At 60.5% G+C, this 16,688-nt stretch carries 16 protein-coding genes; 5 read left to right on the top strand and 11 right to left on the bottom strand.

Features of this window, described 5'->3' with window-relative positions; translation table 11 throughout:
- Positions 1-58 precede the first annotated feature (58 nt).
- Entirely contained in the window at positions 59-1,216 is a 1,158-nt protein-coding gene (rnd, locus tag ACR0JC_RS03230; RefSeq protein ID WP_170338950.1) for a ribonuclease D, read from the top strand.
- An 8-nt stretch (positions 1,217-1,224) separates the two neighbouring features.
- Here the strand turns inward: rnd and ACR0JC_RS03225 are convergent, their stop codons facing one another.
- Positions 1,225-1,749, bottom strand: coding sequence for a hypothetical protein (locus ACR0JC_RS03225; protein ID WP_170338953.1), 525 nt, complete (start codon positions 1,747-1,749; stop codon positions 1,225-1,227).
- A gap of 138 nt (positions 1,750-1,887) precedes the next feature.
- Between ACR0JC_RS03225 and ACR0JC_RS03220 the strand changes: the two genes are divergently transcribed.
- Positions 1,888-2,298, top strand: a complete 411-nt coding sequence (locus ACR0JC_RS03220; protein ID WP_170338955.1) for a SufE family protein — start codon at positions 1,888-1,890, stop codon at positions 2,296-2,298.
- A 25-nt stretch (positions 2,299-2,323) separates the two neighbouring features.
- Here ACR0JC_RS03220 and ACR0JC_RS03215 read toward each other — a convergent pair whose 3' ends face one another.
- Together ACR0JC_RS03215 and ACR0JC_RS03210 are read right to left on the bottom strand one after the other, a co-directional pair.
- Positions 2,324-2,995 (bottom strand): DUF1638 domain-containing protein, encoded by a 672-nt coding sequence (locus ACR0JC_RS03215; protein WP_170338957.1) that lies wholly within the window; start codon positions 2,993-2,995, stop codon positions 2,324-2,326.
- 175 nt (positions 2,996-3,170) lie between these two features.
- Entirely contained in the window at positions 3,171-3,869 is a 699-nt protein-coding gene (locus ACR0JC_RS03210) for a corrinoid protein (RefSeq protein WP_093962188.1), read from the bottom strand.
- 277 nt (positions 3,870-4,146) lie between these two features.
- Between ACR0JC_RS03210 and ACR0JC_RS03205 the strand changes: the two genes are divergently transcribed.
- Positions 4,147-5,217: a PA0069 family radical SAM protein gene (locus ACR0JC_RS03205; RefSeq protein WP_170338958.1), complete on the top strand. Its 1,071-nt coding sequence runs from the start codon at positions 4,147-4,149 to the stop codon at positions 5,215-5,217.
- A gap of 38 nt (positions 5,218-5,255) precedes the next feature.
- On the opposite strand, the gene gltA is transcribed toward ACR0JC_RS03205, so the two are convergent.
- Positions 5,256-6,551, bottom strand: coding sequence for a citrate synthase (gltA, locus tag ACR0JC_RS03200; RefSeq protein WP_170338439.1), 1,296 nt, complete (start codon positions 6,549-6,551; stop codon positions 5,256-5,258).
- A gap of 114 nt (positions 6,552-6,665) precedes the next feature.
- Positions 6,666-8,072 carry a glutamate--tRNA ligase gene (gene gltX / locus ACR0JC_RS03195; RefSeq protein WP_480763204.1) on the bottom strand — a complete coding sequence of 469 codons (1,407 nt, stop codon included), beginning with the start codon at positions 8,070-8,072 and terminating at the stop codon, positions 6,666-6,668.
- Between the two features lie 78 nt (positions 8,073-8,150).
- On the opposite strand from gltX, the gene ACR0JC_RS03190 reads away from it, so the two are divergent.
- Entirely contained in the window at positions 8,151-10,193 is a 2,043-nt protein-coding gene (locus ACR0JC_RS03190; protein ID WP_170338963.1) for a ComEC/Rec2 family competence protein, read from the top strand.
- On the opposite strand, the gene lexA is transcribed toward ACR0JC_RS03190, so the two are convergent.
- The 6 genes from lexA to ACR0JC_RS03160 all read right to left on the bottom strand — a co-directional run bounded on the left by lexA (position 10,177) and on the right by ACR0JC_RS03160 (position 15,004).
- Positions 10,177-10,875, bottom strand: coding sequence for a transcriptional repressor LexA (gene lexA, locus ACR0JC_RS03185; protein ID WP_170338965.1), 699 nt, complete (start codon positions 10,873-10,875; stop codon positions 10,177-10,179). The genes ACR0JC_RS03190 and lexA overlap by 17 nt on opposite strands.
- Before the next feature lie 80 nt (positions 10,876-10,955).
- Positions 10,956-12,128 (bottom strand): molybdopterin molybdotransferase MoeA, encoded by a 1,173-nt coding sequence (locus ACR0JC_RS03180; RefSeq protein ID WP_170338967.1) that lies wholly within the window; start codon positions 12,126-12,128, stop codon positions 10,956-10,958.
- Positions 12,125-12,598 carry a cyclic pyranopterin monophosphate synthase MoaC gene (gene moaC / locus ACR0JC_RS03175; RefSeq protein WP_170338969.1) on the bottom strand — a complete coding sequence of 158 codons (474 nt, stop codon included), beginning with the start codon at positions 12,596-12,598 and terminating at the stop codon, positions 12,125-12,127. The genes ACR0JC_RS03180 and moaC overlap by 4 nt, the downstream gene beginning before the upstream one ends.
- Positions 12,598-13,410: an indole-3-glycerol phosphate synthase TrpC gene (gene trpC, locus ACR0JC_RS03170; protein WP_170338971.1), complete on the bottom strand. Its 813-nt coding sequence runs from the start codon at positions 13,408-13,410 to the stop codon at positions 12,598-12,600. Before trpC ends, moaC begins: the two co-directional genes overlap by 1 nt.
- Positions 13,407-14,426: an anthranilate phosphoribosyltransferase gene (gene trpD / locus ACR0JC_RS03165; protein ID WP_170338973.1), complete on the bottom strand. Its 1,020-nt coding sequence runs from the start codon at positions 14,424-14,426 to the stop codon at positions 13,407-13,409. Before trpD ends, trpC begins: the two co-directional genes overlap by 4 nt.
- The gene (locus ACR0JC_RS03160; RefSeq protein WP_170338975.1) at positions 14,423-15,004 is read right to left on the bottom strand and encodes an anthranilate synthase component II; all 582 of its coding nucleotides are present in this window, start codon (positions 15,002-15,004) and stop codon (positions 14,423-14,425) included. The genes trpD and ACR0JC_RS03160 overlap by 4 nt, the downstream gene beginning before the upstream one ends.
- 196 nt (positions 15,005-15,200) lie before the next feature.
- Between ACR0JC_RS03160 and ACR0JC_RS03155 the strand changes: the two genes are divergently transcribed.
- A complete protein-coding gene (locus ACR0JC_RS03155; protein WP_170338976.1) occupies positions 15,201-16,664 on the top strand; it encodes a divergent polysaccharide deacetylase family protein in 1,464 nt (487 codons plus the stop codon).
- The last annotated feature ends 24 nt before the right edge of the window (positions 16,665-16,688 follow it).

Below are 16,688 nucleotides of genomic sequence, written 5' to 3'. Positions count from 1 at the left end.
CTCGGGGCAGAAGAAACCAACGGGCAATGACCAGAGCAAGAGCAAGATTAGCAAGCGCATGAAGACCCTCAAAACCACGCGAGAGTTGGCTGACTTCTGCAAGGCTGCCGCCCAACACCCCTATGTGACCGTCGATACCGAATTCCTGCGCGAGCGGACCTACTACTCCAAGTTATGTCTGGTCCAGTTGGCCGTGCCCTCTGAAGAAGAGGACAGCGCGGTATTGGTCGATCCGCTGGCAGAAGGACTGTCGCTTGAGCCGCTTTACGAATTGTTCCAGAACGAAAACGTCGTCAAAGTTTTCCATGCCGCCCGCCAGGACCTTGAGATTTTCTGGGTGGAAGCCGGTATTTTCCCCAAGCCGCTATTCGACACGCAGGTCGCTGCAATGGTTTGTGGTTTCGGGGAACAGGTTGGCTATGAAACGCTGGTTCGCAAGATCTGCAAACAGGGTCTGGACAAGACCTCGCGGTTTACTGATTGGTCGCGGCGCCCGCTGAGCGAGGCCCAGCAGACCTATGCGCTGGCGGACGTAACGCATTTGCGCAAAATCTATGAACATCTGGCCGCAGAGCTGGAGAAGTCCAAGCGCAGCCATTGGGTGGCGGAGGAGTTGCGCGTTCTGACCGACCCCGCAACCTATGACATCCGCCCCGAAGAGGCATGGCGGCGGGTCAAGACCCGAACCAACTCGGCCAAGTTCCTTGCGGTGGTGCGGGAGCTTGCCCGGTTCCGTGAGGAATATGCCCAGCAGAACAACGTGCCACGCAGCCGTGTATTCAAGGATGATGCGCTGGTCGAGCTGGCGTCGACCAAACCACGCACGCATGCTGATCTGGGCAGCTCGCGTTTGCTGCTGCGCGAAGCGCGCAAAGGTGCCATCGCTGACGGTATTCTGGCCGCCGTACAGGCCGGTGTGAATTGCCCGCCAGAGGATCTTCCCCGGGTGGACAACAGCCGGGACAAGATCAAGGTGAACCCCGCGCTGGCTGATCTGCTGCGGGTATTGCTGAAGTCAAAGACGGAAACCGCAGGGGTCGCAGCCAAGCTCATCGCGACCAGCTCGGAGCTGGATCAGATCGCTGCTGGGGACCGTGACGTTGCTGCGATGTCCGGCTGGCGGTTCGAGGTTTTTGGCGAGGACGCGCTCAAGCTCTGCAGAGGCGAGATTGCCTTGGCAGCGAAGGGACAAACTGTTCAGGTCGTCCCCCTGTAAGACCGATTTCAGCGCCGACGCGATTCCAGGGCGTTCTGCTGACCGACCACGCGGATCAGACGAATGCCTTCAAGGTCCTGACGGCTGACGTTGACCGCATCGGTCACTTCACGCGTACGTTCGGGCCCCTGCGCAGTGGCATAGGTCGGGTAGTTCACGCGGAAAACGAACTCCATAACGCCGTTCTTCCGGTTTTCCTCGGATTCGACGAAGGTGAGCTTTGCGTCATAGGCGCCCTGGCGGAAGGCGGTGCCTTGCGCGACAACGATTGCCCCCGAGGCGTTCGGTTCGATCCGCAGCTCGGTGATGGTGGTGATCGGTACGCTGGTATCTTCGGGTTCAGGGCGCGCGAACAGTCCCCGGCCCGAGCTTTGCTTCGGCACCAGCGCATCTGCGTCGCTGGCCGATGTCTCGACCGGGGCAGGCGTGCTGTTCCCGAACCAGTTCGACGGGTTTGCCCGGGAATCGCGCCAGCTGCTGCAGGCGGACAGGGTCAACAGGGCGACAAGAAGGACGGAAACAGTTTTTTGCATGGACCCAAAGCTTTGCAAGGTATTACCCGCACTGGGTTAGCCTACTTTCGGTCGTTTGAAAAGCCGCCCATGGGGGTGGACACCGGACATCGAGCGACTTAGGTCAGAACCAGAACCGCAACCAGAGGACCCACGTTCATGGCCACGCCTGCCTTTGAGGAGATTGTCGAGGATTTCGAGTTCCTTGAGGACTGGGAAGACCGGTACCGCCACGTGATCGAGCAGGGCAAGGCGATGGAGCCGCTGGATGGCGCCTTGAAGGTGCCGGCAACCAAAGTCCATGGCTGCGCCAGTCAGGTCTGGCTTCATCCGGTGATCGAAGATGGTGTTTTTCGGTTTGACGGCGACAGCGACGCGCTGATCGTGCGCGGTCTGATCGCTGTATTGCGCTCGCTTTACAACGGTTTGCCCGTTGCCGAAGTGGAGAAGGTCGACGCCGCGGCCGAGCTTGCCCGGTTGGGGTTGAATGAACATCTGTCGGCCCAGCGGTCGAACGGTGTGCGCGCGATGATCGAGCGAATCCGAGACGTAGCGCGCGAAAACGCCTGAGCCGGATTCGCCACTCGGGGGGCAATTAGGAAGAATTGGGGCGTGCGCCGGCCCAGTCTTTCAGCGTGGTCTCGAGATCGCCATATCCGGTGAAACGGCGTTCGAACTCCAGCCCCATCCGATCCGCGCATTCCCGTGCCCGACGGGTCAGTTCGGGGTCATCTGTCTGCGCCTGGTAGATCAGCTTGGTGTAATTTCCGAAATACATGTCGCGCAGTTCCGGGTGCCGATCCAGCCCCAACGGCTTCCAGACGAAAGCATCAAATTGTCTGGCCAGAAAGTCGGTCAGGTAAAAGGCCGTAGTCTCATCGTCGCCGCGTTCGGCGAATTTGTCGTTTCCCTCGAAGAATGAGTAACAGTGCGGTCCCCGCACCATTTCGACACCCAGCCGTTTACACGCCTGCTCCAACAGTCCGCCGGTCCCGCAATCGGCATAGACGACAAAAATCCGGTCATAGTGGTCGCGATGCTTGGCGACGGCATCCTCGACGGCCTGAGTGATCCGTTCGGGATAGACATGCAGGATGGCAGGCAAGCACGTCAGAGCAAGGTGGTCCCAGCCGTTGCGTGTTTTCAGGTCCAGAATCTCGCGCGCCAACGCGCCGCAGGCGATCAACAGGATGCTTTGCTGTGCATCCATCTCGTCAAAGCCCTTTTCCGTCAGGCGTTTGTCGTCAGGCATGTCGTGCTGCGGCATGTTTCCCCTCTGCAAGGTTCCAATGTCAAATGACTGCGAAAAAGCCCCGGATGCAAGTTCGCGGCCTTTGGGATCACACACTCGGCACCTGAGTTTCGATCTCGTTGTGATGCCACGGCCCGGAAATGAAAAAGCCGCCCGGACAGGCGGCTTTGACAAAACAAGGCGTGCAGGATCAACCCGCCAGTTGGTTGTGCTTGCGCGAGACGAACTCCTTGGCGGTTTCGACCGCAACCGCCGCGTCCCGGCAATAGGCGTCAGCGCCGATCGCCTTGCCGAACTCTTCGTTCAGCGGGGCGCCGCCTACCAGCACGATGTAATCGTCACGCTTGCCCTGTTCGACCAACGTGTCGATGACCACTTTCATGTACGGCATGGTCGTCGTCAGCAGGGCCGACATGCCCAGAATATCAGGCTGCTCGGTTTCAAGCGCTTCCAGGTAGTTTTCGACCGGATTGTTGATGCCGATATCGACAACCTCGAAACCGGCGCCTTCCATCATCATCGAGACGAGGTTCTTGCCGATGTCGTGGATGTCGCCCTTGACGGTGCCGATCACCATCTTGCCAACGCGCGGAGCGCCGGTTTCCGCCAGCAGAGGCTTGAGGATGGCCATGCCGCCCTTCATCGCGTTGGCGGCCAGCAGAACTTCGGGCACGAACAGGATGCCGTCGCGGAAATCCTGGCCGACGATGGTCATGCCGCCGACAAGCGCCTTGGTCAGAATGTCATAAGGTGCCCATCCACGTTCCAGCAGGATGTTCACGCCTTCTTCGATCTCTTCCTTCAGACCATCGTAGAGGTCATCAAACATCTGTTCGACGAGTTCGTCGTCGTTGAGTTCCGACAGGACGATGTCTTCTTCATCGGACATGGGTCATTTCCCTGAGCTGGCGGGCCTTGCGCCCTTGGTGGCTGTTTTTCCCGTTTTGGCCATTTCGCCGCAGTTAGACTGTGACGATTGCGACCTCGGCGGTTCCGAGACCGACCTATAGGTGAAAATCTTGCCGCGCTCGACGCCAAATTTCACATGATCTTTCTGAGCGGTATTCATGGGTTCTGTGCTTGAGACAAGGCCGGCAACTGTGATGGCAGACTTGCCGCGGAAACCCGCAGATGCTAGGAATTACGTGAACAAAGAGGGAACAAATATGCCGTTGCGCTACACTATTTCCGGGCGAGGTGCCGTATCGAACGATGCTGGTCGGTACGAGGCGTATGCGCACGAAGCGGTCGATGACGGCTGGGAGGATCCCGAGCCTCTGCCTCCATTGCGAACGTCGGTTCGGGACGAGGTCGCGAAATCTCTGATCACCTACAACAAGTCACCGGATCTGCCATTTGACCGGTCGATCAACCCGTATCGCGGGTGCGAACACGGTTGCGTCTACTGCTTTGCCCGACCCACACATGCATATCTCGGTCTATCTGCCGGGTTGGATTTCGAAACGCGTCTGATCGCACGTCCGAACGCGCCGGATGTGCTTGCACGCGAGCTTTCGTCTGCGCGGTACAAGGTGGCGCCGATTGCTCTGGGTACAAATACGGACCCGTATCAGCCGATCGAAAAAACACGTTCGATCACAAGGGCCTGCCTGGATGTTCTGAGAGATTTCAACCACCCGGTTGCGATCGTGACCAAGGGCGCTTTGATCGAACGAGACATCGATATTCTAGCCCCGATGGCCGCCCTTGGGCTGGTCCGGGTCGGCATCTCGCTGACCACGTTGGATGATAGCCTGTCGCGGCGGATGGAACCGCGTGCCCCTGCACCAAGACGCCGGGTGCTCATGATCCGAAAGTTGACCGAGGCCGGGATACCCGTTCGCGTCATGACGTCCCCGATCATACCGGGACTGACCGATCACGAGCTTGAAGCGTTGTTGGAGGCGGGCCGTGACGCGGGCGCGGATGCGGCCAGTTGGATCATGCTACGGTTGCCCCGCGAAGTCTCGCAACTGTGGCAGGAGTGGTTGTCCGAACACGAGCCCGGTCGCGCCGAAAAGGTCATGGCGCGGTTGCGCGAAATGCACGGGGGCAGGGACTACGACCCGCGGTGGGGGCATCGGATGCGCGGCGAGGGGGTCTACGCCGAAATGGTCGCCAAGCGGTTCAAGTCTGCGATTGCGCGACTTGGCTTGGCGACCACAACTCCCAAACTGCGTTGCGACCTCTTTGCCCGGCCTGCGCGGGCCGGGGATCAATTGTCACTGTTCCAATAAGAAAAGACCCCGCTCGATGGCGGGGCCTGTTGTCTGTCTCAGCGGTTTTCGATGTCGACGTAGTCGCGCAGAGTTTCGCCCAGATACAGCTGGCGCGGGCGGCCAATCTTGTTCTGAGGATCGGCGATCATTTCTTTCCACTGGCTGACCCAGCCAACGGTGCGCGACAGCGCGAAGATCGGGGTGAACATCGAGGTCGGGAAACCCATCGCCTCGAGGATGATGCCCGAGTAGAAATCGACGTTCGGGAACAGCTTCTTGTCGACGAAATACGGATCTTCCAGTGCCTGTTTCTCAAGCGCCTTGGCGACCTGCAGTTTCGGGTTGTTCTCGATGCCCAGCAAGTCCAGAACCTCATCGGCCGACTGCTTCATCACTTTGGCGCGCGGGTCAAAGTTCTTGTACACGCGGTGGCCAAAGCCCATCAGGCGGAACGGATCGTTCTTGTCCTTGGCGCGTTCAATGAACTCGGGAATGCGGTCGACGCTGCCGATTTCTTCCAGCATCTCCAGGCAGGCCTGGTTGGCGCCACCGTGCGCAGGGCCCCAGAGGCAGGCGATACCGGCCGCGATGCAGGCGAACGGGTTCGCGCCCGACGACGAAGCCAGACGCACGGTCGAGGTCGAGGCGTTCTGCTCGTGATCGGCGTGCAGGGTGAAAATCCGGTCCATGGCGCGGCTGAGGATCGGGTTGACGACGTAGTCCTCGGCCGGAACGGCGAAGCACATGTACAGGAAGTTCGACGCGTAGTCCAAGTCATTGCGCGGGTAGATGAACGGCTGACCGATCGAGTATTTGTATGCCATCGCCGCAATTGTCGGCATTTTGGCGATCAGGCGGTGCGTCGCGATTTCGCGCTGGCGCTCGTCGCCTACGTCTGTTGAGTCGTGATAGAAGGCCGACATGGCTCCGACCACGCCCACCATCGTAGCCATCGGATGCGCGTCGCGGCGGAAGCCACGGAAGAAATAGTGCATCTGCTCGTGGATCATGGTGTGGCGGGTGATGGTCGTTTCGAACTCTTCCAGTTCGTCGGCCTTGGGCAGGTATCCGTACAGCAGCAGGAAGCACACTTCGAGGAAGTGCGATTTCTCGGCCAGTTGGTCGATCGGATAGCCACGGTGCAGCAATTCGCCCTTTTCACCGTCGATATAGGTGATGGTGCTGTCGCAGCTTGCGGTCGAAGTGAAGCCTGGGTCGTAGGTGAACACGCCGGCCTGACCGTAGAGCTTGCGGATGTCGACTACGTCGGGTCCGGCCGTTGGCGAATGAACCGGCAACTCATAGGTTTTTCCGTGGACGGTCAGAGTCGCTGTCTTGTTGCTCTCGGTCATGTTTTCCCTTCCTCAATCATACGAATGCCGGCTCGCTGACCGACAAAACGGGCGGTGATCGCGCAAGTCTACGCGAGTCAGGTCGTAGCGGAGCAGCGTTACCCGAATGTGAAGTCAGGACTGTACCGCTGCATCAGAAATCCGTGCAATGGTCTCATCCCGACCTAGCACGAGCATCATGTCAAAAACCGAAGGTGTGACGGCCCGACCCGCCAACGCAGCCCTGAGGGGGCCAGCCAGCTTGCCGAACTTCAACCCGTTTGCCTCGGCAAACGAATTGAGGGTCTCCTCCAGTTCGTTCCGGGTCCAGCTAGCATTTTGCAGCTGCGGCGTCAATTGATCCAGTATACCGTCGGATACAGAACTCAGCGCCTTTTCTGCCTTCTCATCGCGCTCGATCGGTCGCGAAGTCAGTGCAAAATGCGCCTTTTCAAGGAGTTCCGGAAATGTACGCGCCCGATCCTTGAGGCAATACATCGCACGTTCCAAATCACCCGATTGTGTTTCTGTCAGCGCAGGCAGGCCAGCGGCGTCCAGATATTCTTCGATTTCTTGCCGCAATGCAGCATCATCGGATATGGCGATGTGCTGTCCGCACAAGTTCTCGAGCTTTTTCAGATCGAACCGCGCCGGGCTTTTCCCGATTCCGTCCAGGTCGAACCATTCCTTGGCCTGTTCATCGGTAAAGAACTCGTCGTCCCCGTGGCTCCAGCCCAGGCGCGCCAGATAGTTTCGCATACCGGCGGCAGGATAGCCCATGGCCTGATACTCCTGCGCGCCCAATGCGCCGTGCCGCTTGCTGAGTTTCTTTCCGTCAGGGCCGTGGATCAGCGGGATGTGCGCCCAGACCGGAACTTTCCAGCCCATGGCTTCATAGATCATCATCTGCCGCGCCGCGTTGTTCAGGTGGTCGTCGCCACGAATGACATGCGTCACACCCATGTCGTGGTCATCAACGACCACCGCCAGCATATAGACCGGTGTGCCGTCCGAACGCAGGAGGACCATGTCGTCCAGCTGATCGTTTCGGATGGTTACGTCACCTTGGACCTTGTCGCGGATGACGGTTGTGCCATCCTGCGGCGCCTTGATCCGCACAACGAAGGGGCGGTCGGGGTGTGTGCTGGGGTCGGCGTCGCGCCACGGGCTGCGGAACAGGGTCGACTTGCCCTCGGCCCGGGCCTGCTCACGAAAGGCCGCGATTTCTTCCTGGGTAGCAAAGCACTTGTATGCTTTGCCTTCTGCCAGCAGCTGATGCGCGACTTCGGCGTGACGAGCTGCGCCCTCGAACTGGCTGATGACATCTCCGTCGTGGTCGAGCCCGAGCCAGCTCATGCCCTTGAGGATAGCCTCGGTCGCTTCGGGCGTTGACCGTTCGCGGTCCGTGTCTTCGATCCGCAGCAGGAACTTTCCGCCTCGACCACGGGCGTAAAGCCAATTGAACAGCGCAGTACGGGCTCCGCCAATGTGCAGATAGCCGGTGGGCGAGGGTGCAAATCGGGTGACGACCTGATCGGACATTATAGTGATTAACCTTTTGGTAACCGCGTTGAGCGTAGAGTCGAGCCTGTCTAACGAGCCTCAAGGACGGGGGCAACCATGCGTGTTGTGGCGTGGGTCGAAGGTGCGTTGCTAAACCAGCGAGGGCACCTTTTGCCTTGGTCTCCGGTTTGTCTGGCCATCGGCATAGGCCTGTATTTCGCAATCCGGTTCGAGCCGGATGCGCGGATTTATTCGAGCCTGTCCGGGTTGGTCCTGCTTGCCATTTGGGCCAGCCGCCGGATGTCGTCTGCCTGGGCTCCGTTGGCAATAGGGGGGGCGCTGGTCGCCGTCGGGTTCATCCTGGCGGGTGCTCGCGCTCACATGGTTGCAGAGCCGGTTTTGAAATGGCGCTATTACGGCCCGGTTGAGGGGAGGGTCGTGGCGTTGGATCGCTCTGCTTCGGATGCGCTGCGGGTTACGCTGGACCAGGTACGGATCGGGGACGTGCCGTCGGACCAAGCCCCGCGGCGCATCCGACTTTCGTTGCATGGCGACCATGTACCGATTGTGCCAGGGCAACGCATTATGACAACAGCCCATCTGTCACCGCCGCAAGGCCCCGTCGAGCCCGGCGGCTTTGATTTTCGCAGACACGCCTGGTTTCAGCGCTTGGGCGCGGTCGGATACACGCGCACGCCAGTGGTCACCGCCGCTCCGTCCCGCTTTGAGGCCGGGGTGCGTGTCGCTGCCGTGCGCATGGCCATTTCCGACAGAGTGAGAGAAGTGCTGCCAGGTGATGTCGGCGGCTTTGCCGCAGCTGTTACGACCGGGGATCGCAGCGGCATCAGCGCCGCCGCTTTGGACAATTTGCGTGCGTCGAACCTTGCCCATCTGCTTGCAATCTCAGGTTTGCATATGGGGTTGTTGACGGGGTTCGTTTTTGTGACTTGCCGGGTACTGCTTGCGGCCTTGCCCGCGCTGGCTTTGCGATGGCCGGTTCGCAAGGTTGCCGCGGTCTGCGCGCTGATCGCTGCAACGCTCTATCTGTTGCTTTCTGGGGGCAATGTCGCGACCGAGCGCGCCTTTGTGATGGTATCGGTTCTGTTTGGGGCGGTTTTGATCGATCGGCGTGCCATATCGTTGCGGGCCGTCGCGGTTGCCGCGCTGTTGGTGCTGTTTCTTCGCCCCGAGTCATTGCTCAGCCCCGGTTTTCAGATGTCCTTTGCCGCCACGACAGCACTGGTCGCGGTTTTCGGTGCCCTTCGCGACGTCGAGGTTCCAAGAGTGCCCAAGTGGTTGCGCCCGGTGGGTGGGCTTCTGTGCTCCTCGGCGGTCGCTGGTTTGGCGACGGCCCCAATTGGTGCGGCGCATTTCAACATGGTGTCGCACTACGGCTTACTGGCCAACACCCTGTCCGTGCCGGTTATGGGATCCGTCGTGGTTCCCTCGGCAGTTCTGGCAGCGATCCTCGCGCCTTTCGGGCTCGAGGCCGTGGCGATCCATGTGATGGGTATCGGGCTGGCGTGGATCCTGGCCGTCTCGGACTGGGTGTCCGGCCTGGATGGTGCGCGCGGCTTCGTTGCCAGCTCCCCCGGTTTTGTCCTGCCGCTGTTTTCCTTGGGTGCGCTGTGGGTCATCTTGTGGCAGGGACGCAGCCGCTGGGTCGGGGTTTTTCCGATGGCATTCGCCGCAGTATTCTGGGGACAAGGCCATCGGCCCGAGGTGCTGATCGCCGATTCAGGTGGTTTGGTCGGGGTGATGACCGAGAAGGGCCGCGCGTTGAGCAAGGAAAAAGGCGCTGGGTTCGTCGCTTCGGTCTGGCTTGAAAACGATGGAGACGGAGCAACCCAGCCGGAGGCTGCAGGCCGGTGGCCATCGACCCCAGATCTTGTTCAGCGATATCCTTCAGAGGATTTCCAGCTGGTCCACATCACGGGAAAGCGCGCGGCGCAGCAGGTCACCGTTTGCCGACGGGGCGAACTCGTGGTCTCTGCCGTGCCGATCAAACTGACTGGTGACTGCGCCGTTTTTGATCCTGACCGACTGCGAAAGACCGGGAGCCTTGCGATCCGCCAAGGAAAGCTGTTCAGCAGCGCTGATGCGACGGGGCCGCGCCTTTGGTCACAAGCTCGGCCCGACGGCTTCAGTAAGTCCGAATAAGTCCGACCAGACGCCCTTGAACCTTAACCTTGTCCTCGGGCAATACCCGCGTTTCGTAAGCGGGGTTGGCGGCCTCGAGCGCGATCGCCTGGCCGCGCCGGAAAAACCTTTTCAGGGTTGCCTCCTGATCTTCGACCAAAGCCACGACGATGTCGCCATTGTCTGCCGACGATGTTTCGCGGATGACGACCACGTCCCCGTCATTGATACCGGCGTCGATCATGGAGTCTCCGCGCACCTCAAGGGCATAGTGTTCGCCACGGCCCGATACCATCGTGCCCGGTACCGCAACATGATGGGAAACGTGGCTGATCGCCTCGATCGGAACACCGGCGGCAATTCTGCCCATCACTGGAAGTTCGAGAGCGTCCACCGACACAGGCTCGACATTGGCGGGGCGGGGCAAGCTGGGCTTGTCACCTTCGATCACGCGGGGCGTGAAGCCGGCGGTCGGCTCGCCTCCCAGACTTTCGGGCAGTTTCACGATCTCGATCGCGCGCGCCCTGTGGGCGAGACGCCGGATGAACCCACGCTCTTCCAGCGCGGTGATCAACCGATGGATGCCGGATTTGGATCTCAGGTCCAACGCCGTTTTCATTTCGTCAAAGCTGGGTGGAACACCGTCCGCCTGAACGCGTTTGTGGATGAATTCCAGCAAATCCAATTGCTTCTTGGTCAGCATCGCTCACACCTCGTTGCCCATGCGTTTTCTTTTGTTCTACGCATGTTCACGTTTTGTGTCAATGGATTTGCCGGCTGAACCTAAATCGGCAGGTAGGACACCGTTTCCCCCGCAGCCCGCGCGGGATCGTTTGGAGGGCGCATCAGCAAGGCGTTCGACCGCGCCAGAACGCTGAGCAGCGAACTGTCCTGCTCCTCGAACGCGCGTATTCCATCGCTTTCCAATCGAGCACGCATGTAATGCTCGCGCGGGCCGTTCGGTGGCAGGGCCTCCGACAGGATGGCCTGTTGGAGAATCGGATCAACAGTCTGGATGCCCAGCATCTTTTTGACCAAGGGGACCAGGAAGAGATATCCGCAAACCATCGCGCTGACTGGGTTGCCGGGCAACCCGATCATCGCCGCATCACCCAGCCGCCCCGCCATCAGTGGTTTGCCGGGGCGCATCAGGACCTTGTAGAAGGATTGTTCGAGCCCCAGCCGTTGCGATGCTTCGGCCACAAGGTCGTAGTCACCCACCGACGCTCCGCCAATTGTCACGACCAGATCGGAGCCTTCGGCCAAGCCAAATGCAGTTTCCAGCGATGACAGTGTGTCTTGTGCCACTGGCAACATGCGAACATGTGCGCCAGCTTTCTCGAGCAACGCTTTGATGCCAAACGAGTTCGAGGCAATGATCTGGTCAGGTCCCGGAGTTTCGCCCGGCATGACCAGCTCGTTTCCCGTGGCGATCAGCGCGATCTGAGGTTTGGTGGCCACGGAGACGGTTGGAACATTCATCGCCGCCAGCAATGCAAGATCTTCGGGCGAGAGGACTCGCGGCGCACTAACTACATCGCCGATGGTGAAGTCCACGCCTGCCGGTCGGATGTTGGTTTTTTGGCCGGGTTCTTCCGTGATCGTCAACAGATCGCCGCGCAGGTCGGTATCTTCTTGGATGACGACGAAATCTGCCCCCTCGGGGACCGGAGCCCCGGTGAAGATTCGAACTGCCTGGCCCGGGCCAACTGTACTGGTGAAACGCTGGCCAGCAGCGGCCTCACCGATTACCTTGAACATTGCGTGACGTTCAACCTCGGCCGACTTCAGCGCATATCCATCCATTGAAGAAGCAGCAAACGGGGGTTGGTCCCGCTCGGCTTTGACATCCCGCATCAGCACTCGGTCGGCCGCGTCAGCAAGCGCAATCTGCTCTTCGGGCATGGTGGCTACCAGGCCGAACAGCAACTGTCGGGCTTCTTCAACCGTTATCATTTCGCCTCGTAACGACCTGACTTACCGCCATCTTTCAGCAGAACGCGGATCCCGCCGATTTCCATTGCCTTGTCGACGGCTTTGGCCATGTCATAGACGGTCAGCGCCGCGGTAGACACGGCTGTCAGGGCCTCCATCTCAACACCAGTCTGTCCGGTGGTCTTGACCGTCGCTTCGATCTGCACACCGGGCAGGTCCGGGTCCAAGGTCAGGTCAACCGACACCTTGGTGACAGGCAAGGGATGGCACAGCGGTATCAGGTCCGGTGTCTTCTTTGCCCCCATGATCCCGGCCAAGCGGGCAACCCCCAGAACATCGCCCTTCTTCGCGCGGCCTTCGGAAATGATTTCAAAGGTTTGTTGCGCCATTTTCACGTAACCCGCGGCAACGGCGACGCGGTTTGTCGTGTCCTTGTCCGATACATCGACCATATGGGCCTGGCCGTCGCTGTCAAAATGCGTCAGGGGCATCACATGACCCCCGGCACCAGCGGGTTCGACAGGATGTGACGGGTTGCGGCGGCGACGTCCTGCTGCCGCATGAGGCTTTCCCCGATCAGGAAACACCGGGCACCATAGCGGGCGATATCCGCAAGGTCTTCCGGGGTGTTCAGCCCGCTTTCGCACACGATCATGCGGTCAGCGGGAACCAGCTTGGACAAGCGTCGAGTGGTATCAAGCGAGGTCTCGAACGTCTTGAGATTGCGGTTGTTTATCCCGATGAGAGGGCTTTTGAGATCGGCCGCGCGCTCAAGCTCGGCCTCGTCATGTACCTCGATCAGGACATCCATGTCCCAGTCAAACGCAGTCTGTTCCAGTTCGGCGGCTTGCTGATCGTCGACTGATGCCATGATGATCAGGATACAGTCGGCACCCAGTGCCCGCGCTTCGACCACTTGATAGGGATCATACATGAAGTCCTTGCGCAGTGCCGGAAGCGAGCATGCAGCCCGGGCGGCGGTCAGAAACTCCTTGGCGCCCTGAAAGCTTGGCGTGTCAGTCAAAACCGAGAGGCAGGCGGCGCCACCTTCTTCATAGGCTTTTGCCAGTGCGGGCGGATCGAAATCCTCACGGATCAACCCCTTGGACGGGCTTGCTTTCTTGATTTCGGCGATCAGGCCATAACCGCGGCGACTTGCCGTGCGCAGAGCATCCACAAAGCCGCGCGTTTCAGACGCTTCGCGGGCTTGTTGCTCGACCTCGTCCAGGGGAACTTGGGCTTTGTCGGCGGCGACTTCTTCCAGCTTGTAGGCCTTGATCTTGTCCAGAACGGTTTCGGTCATGCGGCTTCCTGTGTGAGTTGTGCCAGAGCAGCAATCTTGTCTTTCGCCTTGCCGCTGTCGATGCTTTCGGCGGCCATTTCGACGCCTTGCTTCAGGTCCGGTGCAGCTTCGGCGACCACAAGGGCCGCAGCCGCGTTCAGCAGGACCGCATCCCGATAGGCCGACGGCGCGCCATCCAGCAATGCGCGGAACGCGACGGCGTTTTCCTCGGGTGTCCCGCCCAGAATATCTTCAAACGGATGAACCGGCAGGCCCGCATCTTCGGGATGCAGTTCGACCTCTTTCACGCGCCCGTCCTCAAGCGACGCGACCCAACTGATGCCAGTAATCGTCAACTCGTCGGTCCCGTCCGAGCCATGTACCAGCCAGGCGTGCTCGGCCCCAAGCAAGCCAAGAGTCTCGGCCATCGGTCGGATCAGGTCACGGCTGAAGGCTCCGGTCAGCTGTCTCTTGACTCCGGCGGGGTTGGTCAGGGGGCCAAGGATGTTGAAGATGGTTCGGGTGCCAAGCTCTTGCCGGGTGGGCATGACATGGGCGATGGCCGGGTGATGCATAGGCGCCATCATGAACCCGATGCCGACGGTCTGCAAAGCCTTTTCAACGACTTGCGACCCGACCATCACGTTGATTCCCATCTGTCCCAATGCATCGGCGGCCCCGGATTTCGAGCTGAGATTCCGGTTGCCGTGCTTGGCCACGGTAACACCCGCGCCAGCCACGACAAAGGCCGTTGCGGTCGAGATATTGAGCGTGCCTTTCCCGTCACCGCCGGTCCCCACGATGTCGATCGCGCCCGCTGGTGCTTTGACCGCGTTGCATTTCGCGCGCATCACGGCGGCTGCGGCGGCATATTCCTCGACCGTTTCGCCGCGCGTCCGCATGGCCATCAACAGACCGCCGATCTGGCTGGGCGTGGCGCGACCCTCAAACAGGATCTCAAAGGCCTGTTCGGCTTCGGCACGGGTCAGGGCGCGATCGGCCGCAGCTCCGATCAGCGGTTTCAGCGCGTCACTCATGCGGGGACTTTCATTTCGTTCAGGAAATTCTTCAGCAGAGCGTGGCCGTGTTCCGAGGCGATCGATTCCGGGTGGAATTGAACACCGTGGATCGGCAGCTCTTTGTGTTGCAGGCCCATGATGGTGCCGTCTTCCAACTCTGCCGTGATTTCGAGGCAATCGGGCAGGGTATCCCGATCGACGACCAGTGAGTGGTAGCGGGTCGCTTCAAACGGTGACGGCAGGCCGGCGAACAGGCCTTTGCCAGTGTGATGCATGGTTCCCATTTTGCCATGCACGATTTCGTGGCACCGCACGACCTTGCCGCCAAAGGCCTGACCAATGGTCTGGTGACCCAGACATACACCCATCAAAGGCGTGCGCGTTTCCGCAGCTGCCTCGGTCAGCGCGAGGCAGATCCCGGCCTGGTCCGGATCACAAGGGCCGGGGCTCAGCAAGATGCCGGCGGGGTTCATGGCCATCGCTTCCTGCACATCCAGCGCATCATTGCGGCGCACGACCATTTCCGCGCCCAATTCGCCCAAATAGTGGACAAGGTTGTAGGTAAACGAGTCGTAGTTGTCGATCAGCAGCAGCATTTGGCACTTGTCTTGTGTTTGGGCAATTCGGACTGGCGATACAGCCCCGCGCCACGGTATAGTGTTGGGACATACATGCTCAGGCTTGTGCGGCAGCGTCAAGGGGACAACCCCAACAAGGCGACCGGACGGGTGAGTACCGCAAAGACGGTGCACGGGCTGCCGAGGCAGGATGAAAGACGAGAGGCAAGAACAGATGGGCGGATTTATCGGTGGACTGATCGCCGGCGCGGTCGTTGTGTTGGTTCTGGGCGCAGTGCTTTCCCTGAACACGCCACTTGGCAGCAAACCGGATATTCAGACAGCGGCGCCAGCGGCGGCGGAAGCCGATCTGCCCAAGGCGGATACGGAAGTGCAGGGCGCTGGTCCGGATTCCGATCTTGTCGAAATCGCACCACGAGCGCTTGAGGCACTGGACGATACGGCGGATGGGTCCACTGGACTGGATGGCATTCAGGCCGAGCCGGATGATCGTCCGCAGGTCGGTGACACCGTGGCAGGCTTGAACGACCCGGGTGCGGGAGACGCCGCTTCGGTCGATGTGACGACCGACGCGCCAGCCGCACCCCCGGCGCCTGGACCGGTTCCGTCCAGTCCGGACGAGGAGGTCCAGCCCGTTACCGTGGACGCGACACCGCCGGCCGCACCACAGCCCCCGGTGCAAGAGGTCACGGCCGGCGAGCCAGAGACCGCCGAACCAGAGACCACGGCAAATGCGGAACCTGAAGCGACCCCCGAGCCGGAAACAGCCGCGCTGCCGTCGACACCTGAGCCGGATCAACCGACTGGAACCGGCGACAGCCCGATCGCGGTCGAGGGGGACGAAGACACGCAGCCCCGCAAACGGGCCCGGATCGCGGCCTTGCCCCAGATCGGCGGCGAACAGGCAACGGCCTCATCTTCGATTGCCGGCAAACGCGTGATCCCGCTGACCGAACGCGATGATGCCCCAGCCGATCAGCCGGCAGAGGGTGAGGGCATGCCCGGTAAGCCGATCGATGCTTATGCCGCCGCCTTTGACAACCCGGATGCCAAACCTCTGATGTCGATCATCCTGATCGATGACGAAGGTGCGTTCGGGGCTGAGGCGCTGAAGGATTTTCCGTATCCCCTAAGCTTTGCGGTCAGCCCTTCGGATCCGCAAGCGGCGGAGAAGATGAAGCGCTATCGCGAGGCTGGGTTCGAAGTTCTGGCCTTGACCGACCTGCCAAAGGCGGCCAGCGCGCAGGATGCCGAAGTTTCGCTGGCGGTCTGGCTCGAAACCTTGCCTGAAACCGTTGGCCTGCTTGAGGGCGTGAACACCGGGATACAGGGCAACCGCAAGTTGGCCGATCAAGTGGCTGCCATCGCGGCAGGAACTGGCCGTGGGCTGGTCGTGCAGGACAACGGGTTGAACACCGTTCAAAAGCTGGCCGCGCGGAACGGCATTCCATCCAGTGTGGTGTTCCGCGACATCGACGGTGCGCGTCAGGATCCAACGGTCATGCGCCGGTTCCTGGACCAGGCCGCATTTCGTGCCGGGCAGGAAGGCGCAGTTGTGATGTTGGGCCGATTGCGGCCCGAGACAATTTCGGCGTTGTTGCTCTGGGGGCTTGAGGATCGCGGCAACCGAGTTGCCCTGGCCCCGATCTCGGCGGTGATGAAAAGCCAGATCCAGTAATCAGTGAAGAAAAAGAAGAAAAGG

Source organism: Ruegeria sp. CH5 (assembly GCF_056537025.1).
The sequence above is the reverse complement of the archived record's forward strand: the minus strand, read 5'-3'. Positions and strand labels throughout refer to the sequence as shown.